A 20,756-nucleotide genomic window follows, 5' to 3' on the forward strand; every position below is an offset into this window, starting at 1 on the left:
TCAGTGAACTCCGTAAGCATGGGTTCCAGGCGCCACATCCGGCTGGGCAGCGAGTTCGCTGGCTCCGGCACTGTGGCGGTTGAGCAGGCGCTCGGTTCGCGGGTACTGGCCGTACTCGGCGATGAAATTCAGCAGTTCGGTGTAGGTTCGCCCACTGTGGCGCAGGGCAGCGTCACGCAGCTCCTGGGGCAAGCGCGCCTCCTGGCTGGCCTGCAGCAGCCGCTGGTGGGCGGCGCACAGGTAGTCGGCGCTCTCGTGCGGCTGATTCAGGCGCAGGTGCAGGTCGGCCAGGTTGTGGTGGGCGATGACGAACACGGCCACCGCTTCGTCGACGTCATGCCAGCGCTCGAACAGCACCTGGGCCAGCGCCAGGGCTTGCAGGTAGTGTTCCCGGGCGTCGACCAGCTCGCCTTGTTCGAACAGGCGGTTGGCGGTTTCCGTGGTGCGTTTCCAGTGCTGCATGGTTGTCTCCTAAGCGGTGACGCAGGGTCAGATACCGCCGGCGGTGAGTTTTTCCGGGTCCAGCAGCGCTTCAAGCTGGTCACGCGACAGGTCGGTGTGCTCCAGCGCCACATCGATGATCGGGCGCCCCTGCTTGTAGGCGGTCTTGGCGATTTCGGCGGCCTTGAGGTAACCGATGATCGGGTTCAGCGCAGTGACCAGGATCGGGTTGCGCGCCAGGGCTTCCTTGAGCTTGTCCTCGTTGACCTTGAAGCTGGCGATGGCCTTGTCGGCCAGCAAGCGGCTGACGTTGGCCATCAGTTCGATGCTCTCCAGCAGGTTGCGGGCGATCACCGGCAGCATCACGTTCAGCTCGAAGTTGCCGGACTGGCCAGCGACGGCGATGGTCGCGTCATTACCGATCACCTGGGCGGCAACCATGGCAGTGGCCTCCGGAATCACCGGGTTGACCTTGCCCGGCATGATCGAAGAGCCCGGCTGCAAGCCTTGCAGCTCGATTTCGCCCAGGCCGGCCAGTGGGCCGGAGTTCATCCAGCGCAAGTCGTTGGCGATCTTCATCAGTGCCACGGCGGTGGTCTTGAGCTGGCCAGACAGCGCCACGGCGGTGTCCTGCGAGCCGATCAGCGCGAACAGGTTCTGCCCGGGCGTGAACTCCACCTGGGTCAGGCCGCTGAGCTGTCGGGCGAAACCGGCAGCGAACTGTGGGTGGGCGTTGATGCCGGTACCCACGGCAGTGCCGCCTTGGGCCAGCGCCTGCAAGCTCGGCAGGGTCGCTTCGATGTGCCCCTTGGCAGCGTTGATCTGCGCCGCCCAGCCATCCAGCACCTGGCTCATGCGCACCGGCATGGCGTCCATCAAGTGGGTGCGGCCCGTTTTCACATACTGATGCACTTGCGCCGACTTGGTCTCGATCACCTGTACCAGGTGGCTCAGGGCCGGCAGCAACTGCTCGTGCAAGGCCAGTGCAGCACTGACATGAATGGTGGTGGGGATGATGTCGTTGCTGCTCTGGCCACAGTTGACGTGATCATTGGCATTGACAGCGTCCCCCAGCACGCGGCTGGCCAGGGTGGCAATCACCTCGTTGGCGTTCATGTTCGAACTGGTGCCGGAACCGGTTTGGAACACATCCACCGGGAAGTGCTGGATAAAGTCTTGCGCCAGCAGTTGCTCGACTGCCTTGACGATGGCCTGGCCCTGCGCCGCAGACAGTTGCTCCAGCTCGACGTTGGCCTTGGCGGCGGCAGCTTTGGCCAGCAACAAGGCACGAATGAACTGGGCCGGCATGCGCAGGCCACTGACCGGGAAGTTGTCGACCGCGCGCTGGGTCTGGGCACCGTACAGGGCCTGGGCCGGCACCTGCAGTTCACCCATGCTGTCACGCTCGATACGGGTATCACTCATCATCAAATCCTTGCATCAGTTCATCGGGAGAAATCGACGGCAGCAGACGGCAATTGGCCAACTGCAGGGCGTAGGGCTGCCAGCGCTGGTTCTGTTCGTGGCGGTCGAGGTTGCGCAGGTCCAGCAGCGGGCGCCAGGCCTGGTCCAGGCACAGGCAGCGCCAATGCCAGGGCAGCATGCGGTCGCAGGCGGTATCCAGCAGCAGGCGGAAAGAGGTCAGTGCCACCGTCCATGACGAGGTCTCGGTGCAGCACACCAGATAGCGGCCTTCGGCCAGGTAATGCTCGATCAGGCGCGGCTCGTCGGGCTCGAGCGCACAGCGGATGCGCCGGCTGAGCCAGCGCCAGTTTTCCAGGTAGGGCAATTCGCGGAGGACGGGTTTCATGAACATCATCGCCGGGTTACTGGATAATGATATTCATTATTAAGTGATAAACAGAATCACTTCAAGAAAAAGGTGATGAAAAAAACCCGGCGCAGGGGCCGGGTCTTCATTTTATCGGAGCAATAACTGGCGCCTGTACTGGCCTCTTCGCGGGTAAACCCGCTCCCACAGGAATTTCACCAAGCCTGAGCCCGGTGCAATCTCTGTGGGAGCGGGTTTACCCGCGAAGAGGCCGGTACAGGTTAACAATCAGCTACCAGCAACAGTCATCCGTTCGATCAGAACCGAGCCCGTATGGATGTTGCTGCGGGTTTCAAGATCGCTGCCAATCGCAACAATCTTCTGGAACATATCCTTCATATTGCCGGCAATGGTCACTTCCTGCACCGCATGCTGAATCTCGCCATTTTCGACCCAGAAGCCAGCCGCACCACGGGAGTAATCCCCCGTCACCATGTTCAGCCCATGCCCCATCAACTCGGTCACCAGCAGCCCGCGCCCCATACGGCGGATCAACGCGGCCTGATCTTCGACACCGTGAGTGACGAACAGGTTGTGCACGCCACCGGAGTTGGCCGTGCTAGGCAAGCCCAGCTTGCGCCCGGAATAGGTGCCCAGCAGGTACGACACCAGCTCGCCATTGTCGACGAACGGCTTGGCATAGGTAGCCAGGCCATCACCATCGAATGCTGCGCTGCCCAGTGCCCGTGGAATATGGGGGCGCTCGTCAAGGGTCAGCCAGGAGGGGAACAGGCGTTGCCCAATGGTCCCTTCAAGGAACGACGACTTGCGGTAAAGATTGCCGCCGGAAATGGCCGAGAGGAAGCTGCCAAACAGGCCACCGGCCAGTTCGGCGGAAAACAGCACCGGCACCTCGCAGGTCGGTACCGGACGCGCGCCCAAGCGGCTGGCTGCGCGCTGGGCAGCGCGCACGCCGATGCTGCGCGGGTCGGCCAGCAGGTTGCCCTGGCGGTTCACGTCGTACCAGTAGTCACGCTGCATCTGGCCATCGCCTTCAGCGATCATCACGCAGCTCAGGCTGTGCCGGGTCGAGGCGTAACTGCCGATGAAGCCATGGCTGTTGCCATACACGCGGCAGCCCTGGTGAGTATTGAGTGTGGTGCCATCGGCGTTGAGGATGCGCGGGTCTTCATCGAACGCCGCAGCCTCGCAGGCCAGGGCCATCTCGATGGCCTTTTCGGGCTCCATCGCCCAGTCATGGTACAGGTCCAGATCAGGGATTTCGCGGGCCATCAGCGCTGCGTCTGCCAGACCGGAGCATTCGTCCTCGGACGTATGCTTGGCAATGGCCAGGGCTGCGGCGACGGTCTCGCGGATCGCATCCGGGCCACTGGCCGAGGTGCTGGCCGAGCCTTTGCGCTGACCAACGTAAAGGGTGATACCAAAGCCCTGGTCGCGGTTGAACTCGACCGTTTCAACCTCGCGCTGGCGTACCGTGGTGGACAGGCCCTGCTCCAGCGACACCGCCACTTCGCAGGCACTGGCCCCCTGACGGCGCGCCTCGGCAATGATCGCCTCGACCTGCTCCTGCAATGCTGGCAGGTCCTTCGGACCTACGCTCTGGACTGCACTCATGGTTCTCTCCACTCAAATTCTGCGTACGGCTCGGGGTCATTCTACGACCGGGCCGGACAAGCGGCCCCCGACTGGTTATCATGGCGGCGATTTCTAGCGGACTGCCACCATGGTTGATTCAAACAACGACGCCTTCGACGGCGAAAAAAGCAAAACCCAGATCAAGCGCGAACTGCACGAGCTGGTCGAACTCGGCGAGCGCCTTACTACGCTCAAAGCCGATACCCTGGCCCGCCTGCCGTTGACCGACGAGCTGCGCAAGGCCCTGGCCGAGGCCAGCAAGCACACCGCTCACGGTGCCCGCAAACGCCACATGTCGTTTGTCGGCAAGCTGATGCGCGTACAGGACCTGGACGCCATCCACGCCTTGCTTGAGCAGATGGACAGCTCGACACGCCAGTACAACGAGCGCTTCCACGGCCTGGAGCGCTGGCGCGACCGGTTGATCGACGGCAACGACGAAGACCTTGAGCGCTTCGTCAACGAGTACCCCGACACCGACCGCCAACAGCTGCGCTCGCTGGTGCGCCATGCCCAGCACGAAAAAGCGCGGAACAAACCGCCTGCTGCTGCGCGCAAGGTGTTCAAGTACATCCGCGACCTCGACGAGCTGCAGCGCGGCTTGCGCTGACGGATCGCCCAGGGACCCTGTGGGAGCGGGCTTGCCCCGCGAACACCGGCAAAGCCGGTGCCAGCCACCACCGTGTGGCCTGCTTCGCGGGGCAAGCCCGCTCCCACAAGAGCCCCCGAGGCCATCACGCCCCGGTACCGCCCACGGTAATCGCATCCAGCTTCAAGGTAGGCTGCCCCACCCCGACCGGCACCGATTGCCCGTCCTTGCCGCACGTCCCTACCCCGCTGTCCAGCGCCAGGTCGTTACCGACCATCGACACCCGGCTCATCGCCTCCGGCCCGTTGCCGATCAGCGTCGCACCCTTCACCGGCGCGGTAATCTTGCCGTCTTCGATCAGGTAGGCCTCACTGGTCGAGAACACGAACTTGCCGCTGGTGATGTCCACCTGGCCACCGCCGAGGTTGGCGCAGTAGATACCTTTCTTCACCGACGCGATGATTTCCTGCGGGTCGCTATCGCCTGCGCGCATGTAGGTGTTGGTCATGCGCGGCATTGGCAGGTGCGCGTAGGATTCACGGCGGCCGTTGCCGGTCACTGCCATGCCCATCAGGCGGGCGTTGAACTTGTCCTGCATGTAGCCCTTGAGCACACCGTTCTCGATCAGCGTGGTGCATTCAGTCGGGGTGCCCTCGTCATCCACGCTCAGCGAGCCACGGCGGCCTTCGAGCGTGCCGTCGTCAACGATGGTGCACAGGCTCGATGCCACTTTCTCGCCAATACGGCCACTGAACGCCGAGCTGCCCTTGCGGTTGAAGTCACCTTCCAGGCCATGGCCTACCGCCTCGTGCAGCAACACGCCCGACCAGCCCGAGCCCAGTACCACCGGCAAGGTGCCGGCAGGTGCCGGGATCGCCTCCAGGTTTACCAGCGCCTGGCGCAATGCTTCGCGGGCATAGCCCATCACCCGTTCCTCGGTGAAGAAGCGGTAGTCGGTACGCCCGCCACCGCCCTGCCCGCCGCGCTCGCGACGGCCGTTATGCTCGACGATGACGCTGACGTTGAAGCGCACCAGCGGGCGCACGTCGGCGGCCAGGCTGCCATCGGCCGCAGCAATCAGGATGCGCTCCCAGACCCCGGCCATGCTTACGCTGACCTGCTGGATGCGTGGGTCCAGGGCGCGGGTGGCGGCGTCGACACGCTTGAGCAGCTCAACCTTTTCGGCACGGCTCAGTACATCCAGCGGGTTGTCTGCGGCATACAGGGCGGTCACTTCCTGGCTGCGGAAGGCCTGGACCGTGCCGTTCTGCCCGGCACGGGAAATGGAACGGGCGGCGCGCGCTGCCGAGGTCAGCGCCTCGAGGTTGATCGCATTGCTGTAGGCGAAGCCGGTCTTTTCACCGGACTGGGCACGTACGCCCACGCCCTGGTCCAGGTTGAAGCTGCCCTCTTTGACGATGCCGTCTTCCAGCGCCCAGGTTTCCGAGATCTGACCCTGGAAATACAGGTCGGCGGCGTCGATGCCGGGGCCGGCCAACTCACCCAGCACGCTCTGCAGGCTGTCCAGGGTCAAGCCGCCTGGGGCCAGGAGCTGCTCGCTGACGGTGGATAACATCTGGCTCATAGTCACTCCGAGGTGTGCGCAGGCCGCAACGCGCCCTGCGAGAAAAAGCGCCGGTGCGTTACCACCGGCATGCGCGCCCGGATGGACGCTTGTTCATCAATGTTGCGCTCGGCAAGCAGTACCGCTTCGCCTTGCGCCTGTTCTGCGACGATGCGCCCCCAAGGGTCGACGATCGCCGCATGGCCATGGGTTTCCCGTGGGCCCGGGTGGGTGCCGCCCTGCGCCGCAGCCAGCAGGTAACACTGGGTTTCGATCGCGCGGGCGCGTACCAGCACCTCCCAATGCGCCGCACCTGTCACAGCAGTAAAGGCCGCTGGCGCAGTGATCAGCTCCGCGCCGGCAGCGCGCAGCGCGCTGTACAGCTCAGGGAAGCGCAAGTCGTAGCACACGCTCAGCCCCAGCCGCCCAACCGGGGTGTCAGCCACCACCACCTGGGTGCCATGGGCGTAGTCGTCCGACTCACGGTACCGGCCGCGGTTGTCGGCAACGTCCACGTCGAACAGGTGCAGCTTGTCATAACGTGCCGCCACCTCGCCGTGCTCGTCGATCAGCAGCGAGCAGGCGTGGGCCTTGGCCTCGGGCTGGCCGACCGGCGGCAAGGGCAAAGTACCGGCCACAATCCATAACTTGAGGTCGCGGGCGGTGCGTTTCAACCATGGCAGGATCGGCCCTTCGCCCATTGCTTCGGCGCGGCCGATGGCAGCGGCGTCCTTGCGGCCCATGGCGGCGAAGTTTTCCGGCAGCACCGCCAGCCTGGCGCCCCCAAATGCGGCCTGCTCCAACAGGGCACCGGCACGCTGCAGGTTGGCCAGTACATCATCCTGGCTGACCATCTGGATTACCGCTGCCTTCATGGGTACTCCTAGCGGGATTTCTCGAAAGGTTTCACAAATGTGATTCTAGGCTCTTTCCACGGCCCTTCGACACGGTAGTGCACGCTGGCAAACCGCGACACGCGGTCACCGATCAAGCGGTCGACCAGGAACAGCGCACCGCCTACGGCCGGCGCGCCGATAATCAGTGCCGCCAGCGGCAGGTTGTTGGTCACCGGCAGGCTCACCTGCAGGTTGGCATCGACCCGGTCGCGCACCATGTCCAGCGTGCCCTCCAGCTCGAAGTTGCTCGACGGGCCAGTCACGCTGATCGGCTCGCGGGTCACATAGACACCGTCACTGGCCACCAGCAGACCTTTGACCCGGTCATAGGCCAGGCCCTTTTCGAACAGGTCGGAGAAGTCCAGGCGCAGGCGCCGGCCAATGGCGTTGAAGTTGAGCAGGCCGAACACGCGCAGTGCCTGTGCACTGCCTTCGACTTCGACGAACTGGCCGGTGCGCAGTGCCGCGTCCATGCTGCCAGAGAAGCGCTTCAAGCCCACCGCAGCAGGCGAACCCGGCCAGCGGCCGTCCACATCCAGGCGGAAGTCGCGGCTGGTCACGGTCGGGGCGAAGCCCCAGGCCTTGAGCACATCCGCCAGATTCTTGCCGTCCAGGCGCCCTTTGTACCAACTGCTGGTGCTGCCTTGCGCGCCCTCCCAGCCGCCACCGCCGTCGATGCGCAGCCCTTTGAAGTCGAGGTCGATATCGCTGGCGGCTACGCCACGCGCTGTCGGTCGCAATTTGATCGCCGCGCTGCCGAACAGGTCGTCGCCGCGGTAAAGCTTGTCGATGCTCAAGTCCAGCGCCGGCACCTTGCGCGGGTCGAACGAGGCCAACGGGTCCGGGCCCTCTTCGGCCTGAGCCTGGGCAGGGTCGGCAGCGGGCAGGCGCAGGGTCTGCATCCGCACGACCATTGGCGCGCCCTTGGCATCCGGCACGCGGGCGTTGCCAATCACTTCCTTGCTGTCCAGGCGCAGGTCCCAGGCCGGGCCGCCACGGGCCATACGCACCACGGCCTGGTTCAGGTCCATGCCGAAGGCTTTCAGCTGGCCGATGCTCAGGTCGACACTTTGCAGGTTCTGTCGCGCGCTGCCACCTGGGTCGTCACCGGCAAGGCGGGCCGCCTGTTCCTGCCAAGGCGCCAGGTCCAGCGACTCCAGGCGCCCGCGTACCCGCAAACCCTGGCCAGCTGGCAGTTGGGCCTCACCCGAGCCCAGCAGCAGTTCACCACGCCCCTGCATGAGCTTGTCGGCTGGTGCGGCATAGGCAAAGCGTGCAAGGTCGGTGTAAGCGGCATCGAACCGCCGCTCCTGACCTTGCAGGTTCATGCTGAAACGGCTGTCGCGGGTGTCTGGCGCAGCTTTGCCGAAGGGCGCCGGCAGGTCGATGGCCAAGCCCTTCAGGTTCGAGTTGACGCTCAGCCGGTTGTCCCGGCTACCCAGGCTGAGTTGCAACTGGTAAGGCAGGTCACCGGACGCTGGCAAGGCCTGTTTGAACTGCAGCCAGTCAGTCAGTGCCTTGAGCGATACCTGGCCATTGGCGTCGATGCGCGTCTGCATCTGCCCCGGCTGGCCTTCGGCAGTAATTTGCGCCGTCACCGGCTTGCCGAACGCCTGCAGGCTGATGCCCTTGCCACTAAGGCCCTTGTCAAAATCGAAGCTGAAGTCACCTTTCAGGCGGCTCAACTCCAGGCTCGGTGGGGCAACTTTCAAGCGCGCATCGCGGGTGGCGAAGTCCACCTGTACTTTCGGCCGTTCGCCGTGGGCCAGCGGGATGTCCAGCTTGAGCTTGCCCTTCAACGGCCCTTCTCCCTCCCAGCCGGCGAAGATCTCGCCCGTGCCGATCGGCGCTTCCTTGAGTATTTTCAGGCCATCGCCCAGGCTCCCGTCGAAGTCGCCATCCAGGTACAGGCGGCTGTGCTGGTCACCCTCGACATGCGGGATATCGACGCTGACATCGCTCACCTTAGTGTCGAGCAACACACCACGCTGAGCCTTGATGCGCACACCGCTGTCCTCGATGAACACATCGCCATCGACGTGCTGCACCTGCGGCCAGCCAGGCTGGAAGTCCAGGGCGGCGTCCCGCACCTTGAAAAACAGGCTGATGCTGCGAGCCTCTGGCGCGGCGCCATGGTTCAGCGAGCCCTGGTACTGGAAGTAGCCCTCATCCACCGTGCCTTTGACGATGGCACTGCGCAGCCATTCGTCGAGGGCCGGGCTGAGCACCTCGGGCAGGTACTTGGCGGTGTAGCGGCCATCGCCCTCGGTCAGGCCGACACGCAGGTCCATGTAGTCCTCGCGGCCTTCTTCGAACAACAGGCGAATCAGGAAGTCACCAGCAATCTTGCCCTCCTCGCCCAGCACCTTGAGGTAAGGCGCAACCAGGGTGAAGCCTTCCTTGTCCAGCGCCCAGGTCAGGCGCGCATTGGCTTTCTGGTAGTGCCAGGGTTTGGCGAAGATCGGGTAGAGGTGCAGCATGAATGCATCGGTATCCAGGCGCAGTTCACCATGGCCCAGGTCGCCGCTGATGCGGCCGCTGACGTTACCGGCAGCCGGGGCACCGTGGTAGGCATCGAAACCGACATTCTCCAGGTTGGCGTCGAACTGCAGGCGCTGGTCTCCCTCGGCCTTGGGCCGGGCCTCCAGCCGTACATTGCGCAACGCGCCGGTTACCTTCAGGCCATCGACCACGGCCATGACATTGTCAGGCAGCGGTGCCAGGGCATCGATCAGCGGGGTCAGGGGCGTAAGGTGCAGCCGGTCGGCCTGCAGCTTCCAGCTTTCATCGGCAGCGCTCTCGCCTGGGCGCTGCTGCAACTGCAGGTGCGACTCCCAACGGGTCTTGCCGATGTCCATGGCCAGGGAGTCGACCACTACATCAAAGCCTTGAGCCCGGCGCTGGAACCAGGCGCCCAAGGCCAGATTGTTCAGTGTCGCGGCCTTGCGCCCGGCATAGCCGCCCTGCAGCTCGGGTGCGTTGAGCCGCACCACTGCCTGCTGCAATTGCCCCTCGCGCCAGCCGACCCAGAACTCGCCGCCCGCTCGCAGCGCGTCGGCATGCCACTGGCCCAGCAGGCGTGGGGGCAACCAGCGCGCCCAGTCACTTTGCGGCAGGCTCAGGTAGGCATCTACCTGGGCATCTCGCCAGGCCTTGGCCGACGCACGGCTACGCAGGTTCAGCGCCAGGGGCTGGCCATCGGGCAGGGTCGCATTCAGGTCCACAATCTGGCGCGAAGCGCCTGCCTGCAGGCCGGCGCTCACATACGTCAGGGTGAGCGGGTCACGCTGCCACGGGTGCAAGGTGACCTGGCTGTCGAACACATCGATGCGGCCCAGCTGGCGCAGGCGCTGCAGCAGTTCGGCGGGGTCCAGTGGCGCATCGTCCTTCTTCGGCAGGCCTTCGAGGTGCCAGGCACCCTGCTCGTTCTCGCGCAGGATCAGTTGCAGGCCGCCCAGTTGTATTCGCGCCAGGCGCACTTCGCGGGCACTGAGGCTGGCCCAGACATCGGGAACTACCTTGACGTCGTCCAGGCGCAGCGCGGTCGCACCTTCACCCAGCTGCAGGTCACGCACCCGCAGCACCGGTGCCAGCCCGCTCCAGCGCCCTTCAAGGGCACCGACATGCACCGGCAGGCCCAACGCCTGTTCAGCTTTGCGCTCCACATCAGCACGGTACTCGGCCACCAGCGGCACCAACTCGCGGCCGAGGCTGACATACAGCGCCACCAATACCGCCAGCAGGGCGCAAAAGCCCAGCCCCCAGCGGGTCAAGGCGACAAGAACGCGAGTCAGACGTCCCATGGCCATGGCCCTCCAAGTCGTTTATCCATGATGGCCGGTAGTGGCGGTTTTGCCAGCCCAGCCATCCAGTGGCACGTTCGAGAAAACCTCAGAGCAGCACCACGTCGTATTGTTCCTGCGAATACATCGACTCGACCTGGAAGCGAATGGTTCGACCGATAAAGGCCTCAAGTTCTGCCACGTTGCCGGACTCCTCATCCAGCAGGCGGTCGACCACTTTCTGGTTGGCCAGCACCCGGTAGCCCTCGGCCTGATAGGCACGGGCCTCGCGCAAAATCTCGCGGAAAATTTCGTAACAGATGGTCTCGGGGGTTTTCAGCTTGCCGCGGCCCTGGCAGGCCAGGCACGGCTCGCACAGCACCTGCTCCAGGCTTTCACGGGTGCGCTTGCGGGTCATCTGCACCAGGCCCAGTTCGGTGATGCCGATGATGTTGGTCTTTGCGTGGTCCCTTTCCAGTTGCTTTTCCAGTGTACGCAGCACCTGGCGCTGGTGTTCTTCATCTTCCATGTCGATGAAGTCGATGATGATGATGCCGCCGATATTGCGCAGGCGCAGTTGCCGGGCGATGGCGGTGGCAGCCTCCAGGTTGGTCTTGAAGATGGTCTCTTCAAGGTTGCGATGGCCGACGAATGCACCGGTGTTCACGTCAATGGTGGTCATCGCCTCGGCCGGGTCGACCACCAGGTAGCCGCCGGACTTGAGCGGTACCTTGCGCTCCAGGGCGCGCTGGATTTCGTCTTCGACACCATACAGGTCAAAGATGGGCCGCTCGCCAGGGTAGTGTTCGAGGCGGTCGGCGATTTCCGGCATCAGTTCGCCAACGAACTGCGTGGTCTTCTGGAAGGTTTCACGCGAGTCGATGCGGATCTTCTCGATCTTCGGGTTGACCAGGTCACGCAGGGTACGCAGGGCCAGGCCCAGGTCCTCGTAGATGACCATGGGTGCGCCGCAGGTCTTGATCTGGGAGCCAATCTGCTCCCACAGGCGGCGCAGGTAACGGATGTCCTGCAAGATCTCTTCGGCACGTGCGCCTTCGGCCGCAGTGCGCAGGATGAAGCCGCCGGCATCCTTGATGTTCTCGCTTTCCATGCAGTTGCTGACCACCTGCTTGAGGCGGTCACGCTCGGCTTCGTCTTCGATCTTCAGCGAAATGCCCACATGGCTGCTGCGTGGCATGTATACCAGGTAGCGCGAAGGGATCGACAGCTGGGTGGTCAGGCGCGCACCTTTGGTGCCGATCGGGTCCTTGGTCACCTGCACCACAAGGGCCTGGCCTTCATGCACCAGTGCAGTGATGGTCTCGACTGCCGAGCCTTCACGCTGGGAGATTTCCGACGCATGGATGAACGCAGCACGCTCCAGGCCGATGTCGACGAAGGCCGCCTGCATGCCCGGCAGCACACGCACCACCTTGCCCTTGTAGATATTGCCGACGATGCCACGGCGCTGGGTGCGCTCGACGTGCACTTCCTGCAGTACCCCGTTTTCCACCACCGCCACGCGTGACTCCATCGGGGTGATGTTGATCAGGATCTCTTCACTCATGGCCGGCTCTCGTCAAAGGTCTTTTGTAATGATGGATGGCGTATGCCGTGCTGGCTACCGCGGGTTTGTTACCTCTGGCGTATGCACGGGCGATTGCCAACAGGCGATACCAAACGTGCCAAGCAACTCGGCCGTCTCACTGAGGGGCAGGCCTACCACGGCCGAATAACTGCCAGAAAGGCCGGTGACGAACACTGCGCCCAGGCCCTGGATAGCGTAGCCACCAGCCTTGTCCACAGGCTCGCCGCTGGCCCAGTAGCGTTGCGCTTCATCGGCGCTGATGGCCCGGAACCGCACCTTGCTGGTGACGCACAGGCTTTGCATAAGCAGGCCATTGCCGAGGGCAACCGCAGTCAACACCTGGTGCTCGCGGCCCGACAGGTCGGCCAGCATGGCCAAGGCATCCTCGCGGTTTTCCGGCTTGCCGAGAATACGCCCGTCGAGCACCACGGCAGTGTCTGCCCCCAGCACTACAGCCGGGCCCTCGACACTGGCCAGACCGGCGACGGCCTTGGCCCGGGCCAGGCGTTCAACGTAGGCCAGGGCGCTTTCGTCGGGCAGCGGGGATTCATCGATGGGTGCACTGACGACGGTGAAGGGCACACCGATCTGGGTCAGCAATTCACGACGGCGGGGCGAGCCAGAGGCCAGGTATAGCGGGTTCATGCAGACATCTCCCTGTCAGTTGCGGCGTCGCCGTCAGTTGATATGCAAGCGTCGGCGCAGGTCGCGCAGGGCGAAACTGATCCATGGCCAGAGCAAGGCACTGATGACCGCCGACCAGACCAGCGCCAGGGTAGGCAGGCGGTTGCCGGTCAGCGCGCTGAGCCATAGCTGGATAAGCTGGGCGATGCCGAATATGACCAGAATCACCAGGCTCTGCTGCCACATGGGGAACATGCGCAGGCGCTGCTGCAGGGACAACACCAGGAAGGTGATGAGGGTGAGGATCAGTGCGTTCTGCCCCAGCAGGGTACCGTACAGCACGTCCTCGGCCAGGCCCAGCACGAATGCCGTGGTCATGCCAACCTTGCTCGGCACCGCCAGGGTCCAGAACGACACCAGCAAAGCCAGCCACATGGGCCGGAACACTTCCATGAACTGCGGCATGGGCGAGACGCTGAGCAGCAGGCCGATGGCGAAAGTCAGCCAGATGACCCAGCCGTTGTTGCGGCGTGAAGCAGCCATCATTGTCTCCGGGTGTGAGCGGGTGCGGCAGGCGTGGCAGGGGTAGCTGCCGGGGCTGCAGGCTGGGCGGCCGGCGCTGCGGGTGTGGCGGGCGCCACAGGCGTATTGCTGGCAGGTGTACCCTGCTCGCCCGTGCTCACCGGTTGGCCGGGGACCGAGGTGCCCTTGCGGTCAGCCTCTTCCTGGGCGATGGCGGCGTCGGTAGCACGCTGCTCCGGGGTACGCCGGTCACTGAATACCAGCAGCATGTAACGGCTGCGGTTGAGCGCGGCGGTGGGGATGGCACGCACGATGGCAAACGGCTGCCCCGAATCGTGGATCACCTCGTTGACCGTTGCCACCGGGTAGCCGGCCGGGAACCGTTGGCCCATGCCGGAACTGACCAACAGGTCGCCTTCCTTCACGTCGGCAGTATCGGCCACATGGCGCAGTTCAAGGCGCTCCGGGTTGCCGGTGCCGCTGGCGATGGCACGCAGGCCGTTGCGGTTGACCTGCACCGGGATGCTATGGGTGGTATCGGTCAGCAACAGCACCCGCGAGGTGTAGGGCATCAGTTCGACTACCTGGCCCATCAGGCCGCGGGCATCGAGCACCGGCTGGCCCAGGAACACACCGTCACGCTCGCCCTTGTTGATCAGGATGCGGTGGGTGAACGGGTTGGGGTCGACACCGATCAGCTCGGCCACTTCGACTTTTTCGTTGACCAGCGCCGAAGAGTTCAGCAATTCGCGCAGGCGCACGTTCTGCTCGGTCAGGGCCGCCAGCTTCTGCAGGCGCCCCTGCAACAGCAGGGCCTCGGTCTTGAGCTTTTCGTTTTCGGCGATCAGTTCGGTGCGGCTGCCGAACTGGCCGGCCACGCCTTGCCACGCACGTTGCGGCAGGTCGGTGATCCAGTACGACTCCATCAGCACCAGGCCCATCTGGCTGCGCACGGGTTTGAGCACGTCAAAGCGCGCGTCGACAACCATCAACGCGACCGACATCACCACCAGAACGAGCAGGCGAACGCCCAGCGAAGGGCCCTTGGAGAAAAGCGGTTTAATGGGCCGTTCCTCGTGGACGACTCAGGAGGTCATTGGACATGGGACAACGCACCAGCCTGGTTGCGGGTTGACGGATACGGCGCCCTGAACGGGCACCCGCCCAGCACATACAGGTAGCACTGTGCGTACTACCTGTAAACCGGGCGCTCGTGAACAGCGAGTGGGATCACTCGCTGGAGAGCAGGTCCATCGCGTGCTTGTCCATCATCTCCAGGGCGCGACCGCCGCCACGGGCGACACAGGTCAGCGGGTCCTCGGCGACGATCACCGGCAGGCCGGTTTCCTGGGCCAGCAGCTTGTCGAGGTCACGCAGCAGCGCGCCACCACCGGTCAGCACCAGGCCACGCTCGGCGATGTCCGAAGCCAGCTCGGGCGGCGATTGCTCCAAGGCGCTCTTCACGGCCTGGACGATGGTCGCCAGCGATTCCTGCAGCGCTTCGAGCACTTCGTTGGAGTTCAGGGTGAAGGCACGCGGTACCCCTTCGGCCAGGTTGCGGCCACGCACATCGACTTCGCGCACTTCGCCGCCTGGGTAAGCGGTACCGATTTCCTGCTTGATGCGCTCGGCGGTGGACTCGCCGATCAGGCTGCCGTAGTTGCGGCGCACGTAGGTAACGATGGCTTCGTCGAAGCGGTCGCCGCCAACGCGGACGGACTCGGCATAAACCACGCCGTTCAAGGAGATCAGTGCGATTTCAGTGGTACCACCACCGATATCGACGACCATCGAACCGCGGGCCTCTTCAACCGGCAAGCCAGCACCGATGGCAGCAGCCATTGGCTCTTCGATCAGGAACACTTCACGGGCACCGGCACCCAGGGCCGACTCGCGAATGGCGCGGCGCTCTACCTGGGTCGACTTGCACGGTACGCAGATCAGCACGCGCGGGCTTGGCTGCAGGAAGCTGTTCTCGTGGACCTTGTTGATAAAATATTGCAACATTTTTTCGCAAACGCTGAAGTCGGCGATGACGCCGTCCTTCATCGGACGAATGGCAGCAATGTTGCCAGGCGTACGGCCCAGCATGCGTTTGGCTTCGGTACCGACGGCGACGACGCTTTTCTGATTGCCATGGGTACGGATGGCAACAACCGAGGGCTCATTCAGGACGATACCGCGCTCACGCACGTAAATAAGGGTGTTGGCAGTACCCAGGTCGATGGAAAGATCGCTGGAAAACATGCCACGCAGTTTCTTGAACATGGGAAAGTGACCCTGGGGAAAGCGTGGGTAAAAAAGTGCGGCAAACTCTAACAATGGCAGGGATTTTGGGCAAGGAGCCAATATGTTAAATTGGCTGTTTTTCCGAGCACGCCAGCCGATGATCGCGGCCGTTGGACCGCCAGAAAGCTGACATGTTCCTCACTGCGGACCCAAATTCCGTTCTTTGTTTCCCTTGGAGATCCCCATGGCGCTTGAACGCTGCGACGTGGAAAAGATCGCCCATCTGGCCCGTCTGGGGCTAAATGATGGCGAACTGCCACGTATTACCGAAGCCCTGAACAGCATCCTCGGGCTGGTCGACCAGATGCAAGCGGTCGACACCACTGGCATCGAGCCCCTGGCCCACCCGCTGGAGGCCAGCCAGCGCCTGCGCCCCGACCAGGTCACAGAAAGCAACCAGCGCGACGTCTACCAGGCTATCGCGCCGTCGACCGAAAGCGGTCTGTACCTGGTTCCCAAAGTCATCGAGTAAGGGATAGAGCCTGCCATGCATCAATTGACCCTGGCCGAGATCGCCCGCGGACTCGCCGACAAGTCGTTTTCCTCCGAAGAGCTGACCGGCGCCCTGTTGGCGCGCATCAAGCAACTCGACCCGCAAATCAACAGCTTCATCAGCGTCACCGAAGACCTGGCCCTGGGCCAGGCGCGTGCCGCCGACGCCCGTCGCGCCGCAGGCGAAACCGGCGCGCTGCTGGGTGCACCCATCGCCCACAAGGACCTGTTCTGCACCAACGGCGTACGCACCAGTTGCGGCTCGAAGATGCTCGACAACTTCAAGGCACCGTACGACGCCACCGTGGTCGCCAAGCTGGCTGAAGCCGGCATGGTCACCCTGGGCAAGACCAACATGGACGAGTTCGCCATGGGTTCGGCCAACGAATCCAGCCACTACGGCGCGGTGAAAAACCCCTGGAACCTCGAACACGTTCCAGGCGGTTCGTCGGGCGGTTCGGCCGCTGCCGTGGCGGCGCGCCTGCTGCCGGCCACCACTGGCACCGACACTGGCGGTTCGATCCGCCAGCCGGCGGCACTGACCAACCTGACCGGTCTCAAGCCGACGTACGGTCGCGTGTCGCGCTGGGGCATGATCGCCTACGCCTCCAGCCTCGACCAGGGCGGCCCACTGGCCCGCACTGCCGAGGACTGCGCCCTGCTGCTGCAAGGCATGGCCGGTTTCGACGCCAAGGACTCCACCAGCATCGAAGAGCCGGTGCCGGACTACAGCGCCAACCTGAACGCTTCGCTGCAGGGCCTGCGCATCGGCCTGCCGAAAGAGTACTTCGGTGCCGGCCTCGACCCACGTATCGCCGACCTGGTCCAGGCCAGCGTCAAAGAGCTGGAAAAGCTCGGCGCGGTGGTCAAGGAAATCAGCTTGCCGAACATGCAGCACGCCATCCCGGCCTACTACGTTATCGCCCCGGCGGAAGCCTCTTCCAACCTGTCGCGCTTCGACGGCGTGCGCTTCGGCTACCGCTGCGAAGAGCCAAAAGACCTCACCGACCTGTACAAGCGTTCCCGTGGCGAAGGCTTCGGCACCGAAGTGCAGCGCCGCATCATGGTCGGCACCTACGCCTTGTCGGCCGGCTACTACGACGCCTACTACGTGAAGGCGCAGCAGATCCGCCGCCTGATCAAGAACGACTTCATGGCTGCCTTCAACGATGTCGACCTGATCCTCGGCCCGACCACGCCTAACCCGGCCTGGAAGCTTGGCGCCAAGAGCAGCGACCCGGTCGCTGCCTACCTGGAAGACGTCTACACCATCACCGCCAACCTGGCGGGCCTGCCGGGCCTGTCGATGCCGGCCGGCTTCGTCGACGGCCTGCCGGTCGGCGTACAGCTGCTGGCGCCGTACTTCCAGGAAGGCCGCCTGCTCAACGTCGCGCACCGCTACCAGCAAGTGACCGACTGGCACACCCGCGCCCCCAACGGCTTCTGAGGAGTTCACACATGCAATGGGAAGTTGTGATCGGGCTTGAAATCCACACTCAGCTCGCCACCCAGTCGAAGATCTTCTCCGGCAGCGCCACCACTTTCGGCTCAGAGCCGAACACCCAGGCCAGCCTGGTTGACCTGGGCATGCCCGGCGTATTGCCGGTGCTGAACCAGGAAGCCGTGCGCATGGCGTGCATGTTCGGCCTGGCCATCGATGCCGAAATCGGCAAGCGCAACGTATTCGCGCGCAAGAACTACTTCTACCCGGACCTGCCCAAGGGTTACCAGATCAGCCAGATGGACCTGCCGATCGTCGGCAAGGGCCACCTGGATATCGCCCTGGAAGACGGCACCATCAAGCGCATCGGGGTAACCCGCGCGCACCTGGAAGAAGACGCCGGCAAAAGCCTGCACGAAGACTTCAGCGGCTCCACCGGCATCGACCTCAACCGTGCCGGCACCCCGCTGCTGGAAATCGTCTCCGAGCCTGACATGCGCAGTGCCAAGGAAGCCGTGGCCTACGTCAAGGCAATCCACGCGCTGGTGCGCTACCTGGGCATCTGCGACGGCAACATGGCCGAAGGCTCGCTGCGCTGCGACTGCAACGTGTCGATCCGCCCTAAAGGCCAGGCCGAGTTCGGCACCCGCTGCGAGATCAAGAACGTCAACTCGTTCCGCTTCATCGAGCGCGCGATCAACAGCGAAATCCAGCGCCAGATCGACCTGATCGAAGACGGCGGCAAGGTGGTGCAGGAAACCCGCCTGTATGACCCGAACAAAGATGAAACCCGCTCCATGCGCAGCAAGGAGGAAGCCAACGACTACCGTTACTTCCCCGACCCAGACCTGCTGCCGGTGGTGATCGAGGACAGCTTCCTCGAAACCATTCGCGCCGGCCTGCCGGAGCTGCCGCCGCAGAAGGTCGAACGCTTCCAGAGCCAGTACGGCCTGTCGGCCTACGACGCCAACGTGCTGGCTTCCAGCCGCGAACAGGCAGACTACTTCGAGGAAGTGGTAAAAATCGGTGGCGACGCCAAGCTGGCCGCCAACTGGGTCATGGTCGAGCTGGGCAGCCTGCTTAACAAGCTGGGCATCGAGATAGACCAGGCACCGGTCAGCGCCGCGCACCTGGGTGGCATGCTGCTGCGCATCCGCGACAACACCATCAGCGGCAAGATCGCCAAGACCGTGTTCGAGGCCATGGCCGCCGGTGAAGGCGATGCCGACAGCATCATCGAAAGCAAAGGCCTGAAGCAGGTTACCGACACCGGTGCGATCGACAAGATGCTCGACGAAATGCTGGCAGCCAATGCCGAACAGGTCGAACAGTACCGCGCAGCCGACGAGGCCAAGCGTGGCAAGATGTTCGGCTTCTTTGTCGGCCAGGCGATGAAAGCTTCCAAAGGCAAGGCCAACCCGGGGCAGGTGAACCAATTGCTCAAGGCCAAGCTCGAAGGCTGAGCTGAAAAAGCGGCGAGGGCCTTGCCCTCGTTCGCCGGCAAGCCAGCTCCCACAGGTACAGCGCCGCTCTTGAGGGCGATGAGGTACCTGTGGGAGCTGGCTTGCCGGCGATGGGCCGCGCAGCGGCCCCAATAGCACCGGAGCAAGAACTTGCTAAAAAAATCCCTCGGCACGCTAGCCCTCTTCTCTTTCCTGGCCGGCTGCGCCAGCCATGACATCGACCCGCGCGGTTACGACCAGACGGGCACCGCTTCCTATTACGGCTCGCGCCACCACGGCAAACGCACCGCCAGCGGCGAACCGTTCAACCAGCACGGCCTTACCGCCGCCCATCGCAGCCTGCCGTTCGGCACCCGCGTACGGGTCACCAACACGGCCAACCAGCGCAGTGTGGTGGTGCGCATCAACGACCGTGGCCCGCACACCCGCGGCCGCCTGATCGACCTGTCTCGCGCCGCAGCAGAAAAAATCGGCATGCTCCGTAGCGGAACAGCGCGCGTGCGAGTACAAGGGCTTAGCGACTGACGCGACAGGAGTCCGACCATTTTCGACCTGGCCACCCTTCCCACCTTCAGCCTGCTGCAATTGGGCATTGCCCTGCTGCTGCTGGTCGGCGGCGCCGAATTGCTGGTGCGCGCAGCGCTGCGCCTGGCACTACGCCTTCATGTTCGCCCGTTGATTATCGGCCTGAGCCTGGTGGCCTTCGGCAGTACCGCGCCACAACTCACCGTCAGCCTGCAGGCCGCCTACCAGGGCGCGCCGGATGTGGCGGTCGGCAGCGTGGTCGGCAGCAACATCTTCAACGTACTGGTCATTCTCGGCCTGGCCGCGCTGATCATCCCCTTGCGCGTGTCGCGCCAGCTGGTGCGCCTGGACATTCCGCTTATGATCGTCGCCAGTGGCCTGGTCTATGCCCTGTGCGCCAACGGTTACCTGGGCCGGTTTGAAGGGGGGCTGCTGCTGCTTGGCCTGGTCGGCTACCTGGTAATGCTCTGGCACCAGTCGCGCCACTACGCACGCACCTACCCCGCGCCGGACACCGCCAAATCCAGCGCCAGGCGCTTCTGGTCAGGCACGCTGCTGCTGGTGTTGGCCGGCCTTGTCTTGCTGAGCCTGGCGGGGCACCTGCTGCTGGAGGCCGCCGTGGAGGTTGCCACCGACCTGGGGCTGTCCGAGCGCATCATCGGCCTTACCGTCGTCGCCATCTGCACATCCCTGCCAGAGCTCGCCGCTGCATTGATCGCGGCCCTGCGCGGTGAACGGGAAATTGCCGTGGGCACGGTCATCGGCAGCAACCTGTTCAACCTGCTGGCCGTGCTGGGCCTGACCGCGCTGATCACCCCTGAGCCGCTGTCGATCTCGCCCAACGCCCTGGCCTTCGACCTCCCGGTAATGCTCGGTGTCGCCGCACTAAGCCTGCCGGTGTTCTATTCCGGTTACCGCATCACCCGCGCCGAAGGCCTGGTGTTCCTTTGCCTGTACCTGGCCTACGGCCTGCATGTGGCGGCGTTCACCATGGGCATGCCACTGGCCGGGCGCCTGGAGCGGTTGATGCTGTTCTATGTACTGCCTGTGCTCGCCGTGGTGCTGCTGTATACCACTGTCCGCGCCTGGCGCCGCCAACACTAAGGAGAACAA

General features: G+C 64.0%; 18 protein-coding genes. 6 read left to right on the plus strand and 12 right to left on the minus strand.

The features are described 5' to 3' along the window. From N805_RS17580 to pmbA, 4 genes are all read right to left on the minus strand, one after another. A complete protein-coding gene (locus N805_RS17580; RefSeq protein WP_019471373.1) occupies positions 1–462 on the minus strand; it encodes a DUF2753 family protein in 462 nt (153 codons plus the stop codon). A gap of 27 nt (positions 463–489) precedes the next feature. Further along, a complete protein-coding gene (locus tag N805_RS17585) occupies positions 490–1,866 on the minus strand; it encodes a class II fumarate hydratase (RefSeq protein WP_026034444.1) in 1,377 nt (458 codons plus the stop codon). Next, a complete protein-coding gene (locus tag N805_RS17590) occupies positions 1,859–2,260 on the minus strand; it encodes a hypothetical protein (RefSeq protein ID WP_019471375.1) in 402 nt (133 codons plus the stop codon). Before N805_RS17590 ends, N805_RS17585 begins: the two co-directional genes overlap by 8 nt. A gap of 240 nt (positions 2,261–2,500) precedes the next feature. Continuing rightward, positions 2,501–3,847 (minus strand): metalloprotease PmbA, encoded by a 1,347-nt coding sequence (gene pmbA / locus N805_RS17595; RefSeq protein WP_019471376.1) that lies wholly within the window; start codon positions 3,845–3,847, stop codon positions 2,501–2,503. Positions 3,848–3,956: 109 nt separating this feature from the next. Between pmbA and yjgA the strand changes: the two genes are divergently transcribed. Continuing rightward, entirely contained in the window at positions 3,957–4,478 is a 522-nt protein-coding gene (gene yjgA / locus N805_RS17600) for a ribosome biogenesis factor YjgA (RefSeq protein ID WP_016485027.1), read from the plus strand. Between the two features lie 124 nt (positions 4,479–4,602). On the opposite strand, the gene tldD is transcribed toward yjgA, so the two are convergent. The 8 genes from tldD to mreB all read right to left on the minus strand — a co-directional run bounded on the left by tldD (position 4,603) and on the right by mreB (position 15,701). Beyond that, positions 4,603–6,042 (minus strand): metalloprotease TldD, encoded by a 1,440-nt coding sequence (tldD, locus tag N805_RS17605; RefSeq protein ID WP_019473697.1) that lies wholly within the window; start codon positions 6,040–6,042, stop codon positions 4,603–4,605. A 2-nt stretch (positions 6,043–6,044) separates the two neighbouring features. After that, entirely contained in the window at positions 6,045–6,896 is an 852-nt protein-coding gene (locus tag N805_RS17610; protein WP_019473696.1) for a carbon-nitrogen hydrolase family protein, read from the minus strand. An 8-nt stretch (positions 6,897–6,904) separates the two neighbouring features. After that, positions 6,905–10,726, minus strand: coding sequence for a YhdP family protein (locus tag N805_RS17615; protein ID WP_019473695.1), 3,822 nt, complete (start codon positions 10,724–10,726; stop codon positions 6,905–6,907). Positions 10,727–10,808: 82 nt separating this feature from the next. After that, on the minus strand, positions 10,809–12,266 hold the full coding sequence (rng, locus tag N805_RS17620) for a ribonuclease G (protein WP_016485023.1): 1,458 nt from the start codon (positions 12,264–12,266) through the stop codon (positions 10,809–10,811). A gap of 54 nt (positions 12,267–12,320) precedes the next feature. Beyond that, positions 12,321–12,932 (minus strand): Maf family protein, encoded by a 612-nt coding sequence (locus tag N805_RS17625; protein WP_019473694.1) that lies wholly within the window; start codon positions 12,930–12,932, stop codon positions 12,321–12,323. A gap of 33 nt (positions 12,933–12,965) precedes the next feature. Continuing rightward, complete coding sequence (gene mreD / locus N805_RS17630; RefSeq protein WP_019473693.1) at positions 12,966–13,454, minus strand: rod shape-determining protein MreD; 489 nt, start codon at positions 13,452–13,454, stop codon at positions 12,966–12,968. Next, entirely contained in the window at positions 13,454–14,437 is a 984-nt protein-coding gene (mreC, locus tag N805_RS17635) for a rod shape-determining protein MreC (RefSeq protein WP_019473692.1), read from the minus strand. Before mreC ends, mreD begins: the two co-directional genes overlap by 1 nt. Positions 14,438–14,663: 226 nt before the next feature. Then, positions 14,664–15,701: a rod shape-determining protein MreB gene (gene mreB, locus N805_RS17640; protein WP_003255163.1), complete on the minus strand. Its 1,038-nt coding sequence runs from the start codon at positions 15,699–15,701 to the stop codon at positions 14,664–14,666. Between the two features lie 205 nt (positions 15,702–15,906). Here mreB and gatC point away from each other — a divergent pair, with 205 nt between their 5' ends. From gatC to N805_RS17665, 5 genes are all read left to right on the plus strand, one after another. Continuing rightward, positions 15,907–16,194, plus strand: coding sequence for an Asp-tRNA(Asn)/Glu-tRNA(Gln) amidotransferase subunit GatC (gene gatC / locus N805_RS17645; protein WP_019473691.1), 288 nt, complete (start codon positions 15,907–15,909; stop codon positions 16,192–16,194). A 15-nt stretch (positions 16,195–16,209) separates the two neighbouring features. Then, a complete protein-coding gene (gene gatA / locus N805_RS17650; protein ID WP_019473690.1) occupies positions 16,210–17,661 on the plus strand; it encodes an Asp-tRNA(Asn)/Glu-tRNA(Gln) amidotransferase subunit GatA in 1,452 nt (483 codons plus the stop codon). An 11-nt stretch (positions 17,662–17,672) separates the two neighbouring features. Beyond that, positions 17,673–19,118, plus strand: coding sequence for an Asp-tRNA(Asn)/Glu-tRNA(Gln) amidotransferase subunit GatB (gene gatB / locus N805_RS17655; RefSeq protein WP_019473689.1), 1,446 nt, complete (start codon positions 17,673–17,675; stop codon positions 19,116–19,118). A gap of 150 nt (positions 19,119–19,268) precedes the next feature. Continuing rightward, on the plus strand, positions 19,269–19,643 hold the full coding sequence (locus tag N805_RS17660; RefSeq protein ID WP_019473688.1) for a septal ring lytic transglycosylase RlpA family protein: 375 nt from the start codon (positions 19,269–19,271) through the stop codon (positions 19,641–19,643). A 60-nt stretch (positions 19,644–19,703) separates the two neighbouring features. Then, a complete protein-coding gene (locus tag N805_RS17665; RefSeq protein WP_019473687.1) occupies positions 19,704–20,747 on the plus strand; it encodes a calcium/sodium antiporter in 1,044 nt (347 codons plus the stop codon). The last annotated feature ends 9 nt before the right edge of the window (positions 20,748–20,756 follow it).

The sequence above is a fragment of the Pseudomonas putida S13.1.2 genome (assembly GCF_000498395.2).
Classification (GTDB): domain Bacteria; phylum Pseudomonadota; class Gammaproteobacteria; order Pseudomonadales; family Pseudomonadaceae; genus Aquipseudomonas; species Aquipseudomonas putida_Q.

Coding starts and splice junctions, on each gene's coding strand:
- N805_RS17580 (WP_019471373.1), bottom strand. CDS start 462: ATGCAGCACTGGAAACGCACCACGGAAACCGCCAACCGCCTGTTCGAA.
- N805_RS17585 (WP_026034444.1), bottom strand. CDS start 1,866: ATGAGTGATACCCGTATCGAGCGTGACAGCATGGGTGAACTGCAGGTG.
- N805_RS17590 (WP_019471375.1), bottom strand. CDS start 2,260: ATGATGTTCATGAAACCCGTCCTCCGCGAATTGCCCTACCTGGAAAAC.
- pmbA (WP_019471376.1), bottom strand. CDS start 3,847: ATGAGTGCAGTCCAGAGCGTAGGTCCGAAGGACCTGCCAGCATTGCAG.
- yjgA (WP_016485027.1), top strand. CDS start 3,957: ATGGTTGATTCAAACAACGACGCCTTCGACGGCGAAAAAAGCAAAACC.
- tldD (WP_019473697.1), bottom strand. CDS start 6,042: ATGAGCCAGATGTTATCCACCGTCAGCGAGCAGCTCCTGGCCCCAGGC.
- N805_RS17610 (WP_019473696.1), bottom strand. CDS start 6,896: ATGAAGGCAGCGGTAATCCAGATGGTCAGCCAGGATGATGTACTGGCC.
- N805_RS17615 (WP_019473695.1), bottom strand. CDS start 10,726: ATGGCCATGGGACGTCTGACTCGCGTTCTTGTCGCCTTGACCCGCTGG.
- rng (WP_016485023.1), bottom strand. CDS start 12,266: ATGAGTGAAGAGATCCTGATCAACATCACCCCGATGGAGTCACGCGTG.
- N805_RS17625 (WP_019473694.1), bottom strand. CDS start 12,932: ATGAACCCGCTATACCTGGCCTCTGGCTCGCCCCGCCGTCGTGAATTG.
- mreD (WP_019473693.1), bottom strand. CDS start 13,454: ATGGCTGCTTCACGCCGCAACAACGGCTGGGTCATCTGGCTGACTTTC.
- mreC (WP_019473692.1), bottom strand. CDS start 14,437: ATGTCGGTCGCGTTGATGGTTGTCGACGCGCGCTTTGACGTGCTCAAA.
- mreB (WP_003255163.1), bottom strand. CDS start 15,701: ATGTTCAAGAAACTGCGTGGCATGTTTTCCAGCGATCTTTCCATCGAC.
- gatC (WP_019473691.1), top strand. CDS start 15,907: ATGGCGCTTGAACGCTGCGACGTGGAAAAGATCGCCCATCTGGCCCGT.
- gatA (WP_019473690.1), top strand. CDS start 16,210: ATGCATCAATTGACCCTGGCCGAGATCGCCCGCGGACTCGCCGACAAG.
- gatB (WP_019473689.1), top strand. CDS start 17,673: ATGCAATGGGAAGTTGTGATCGGGCTTGAAATCCACACTCAGCTCGCC.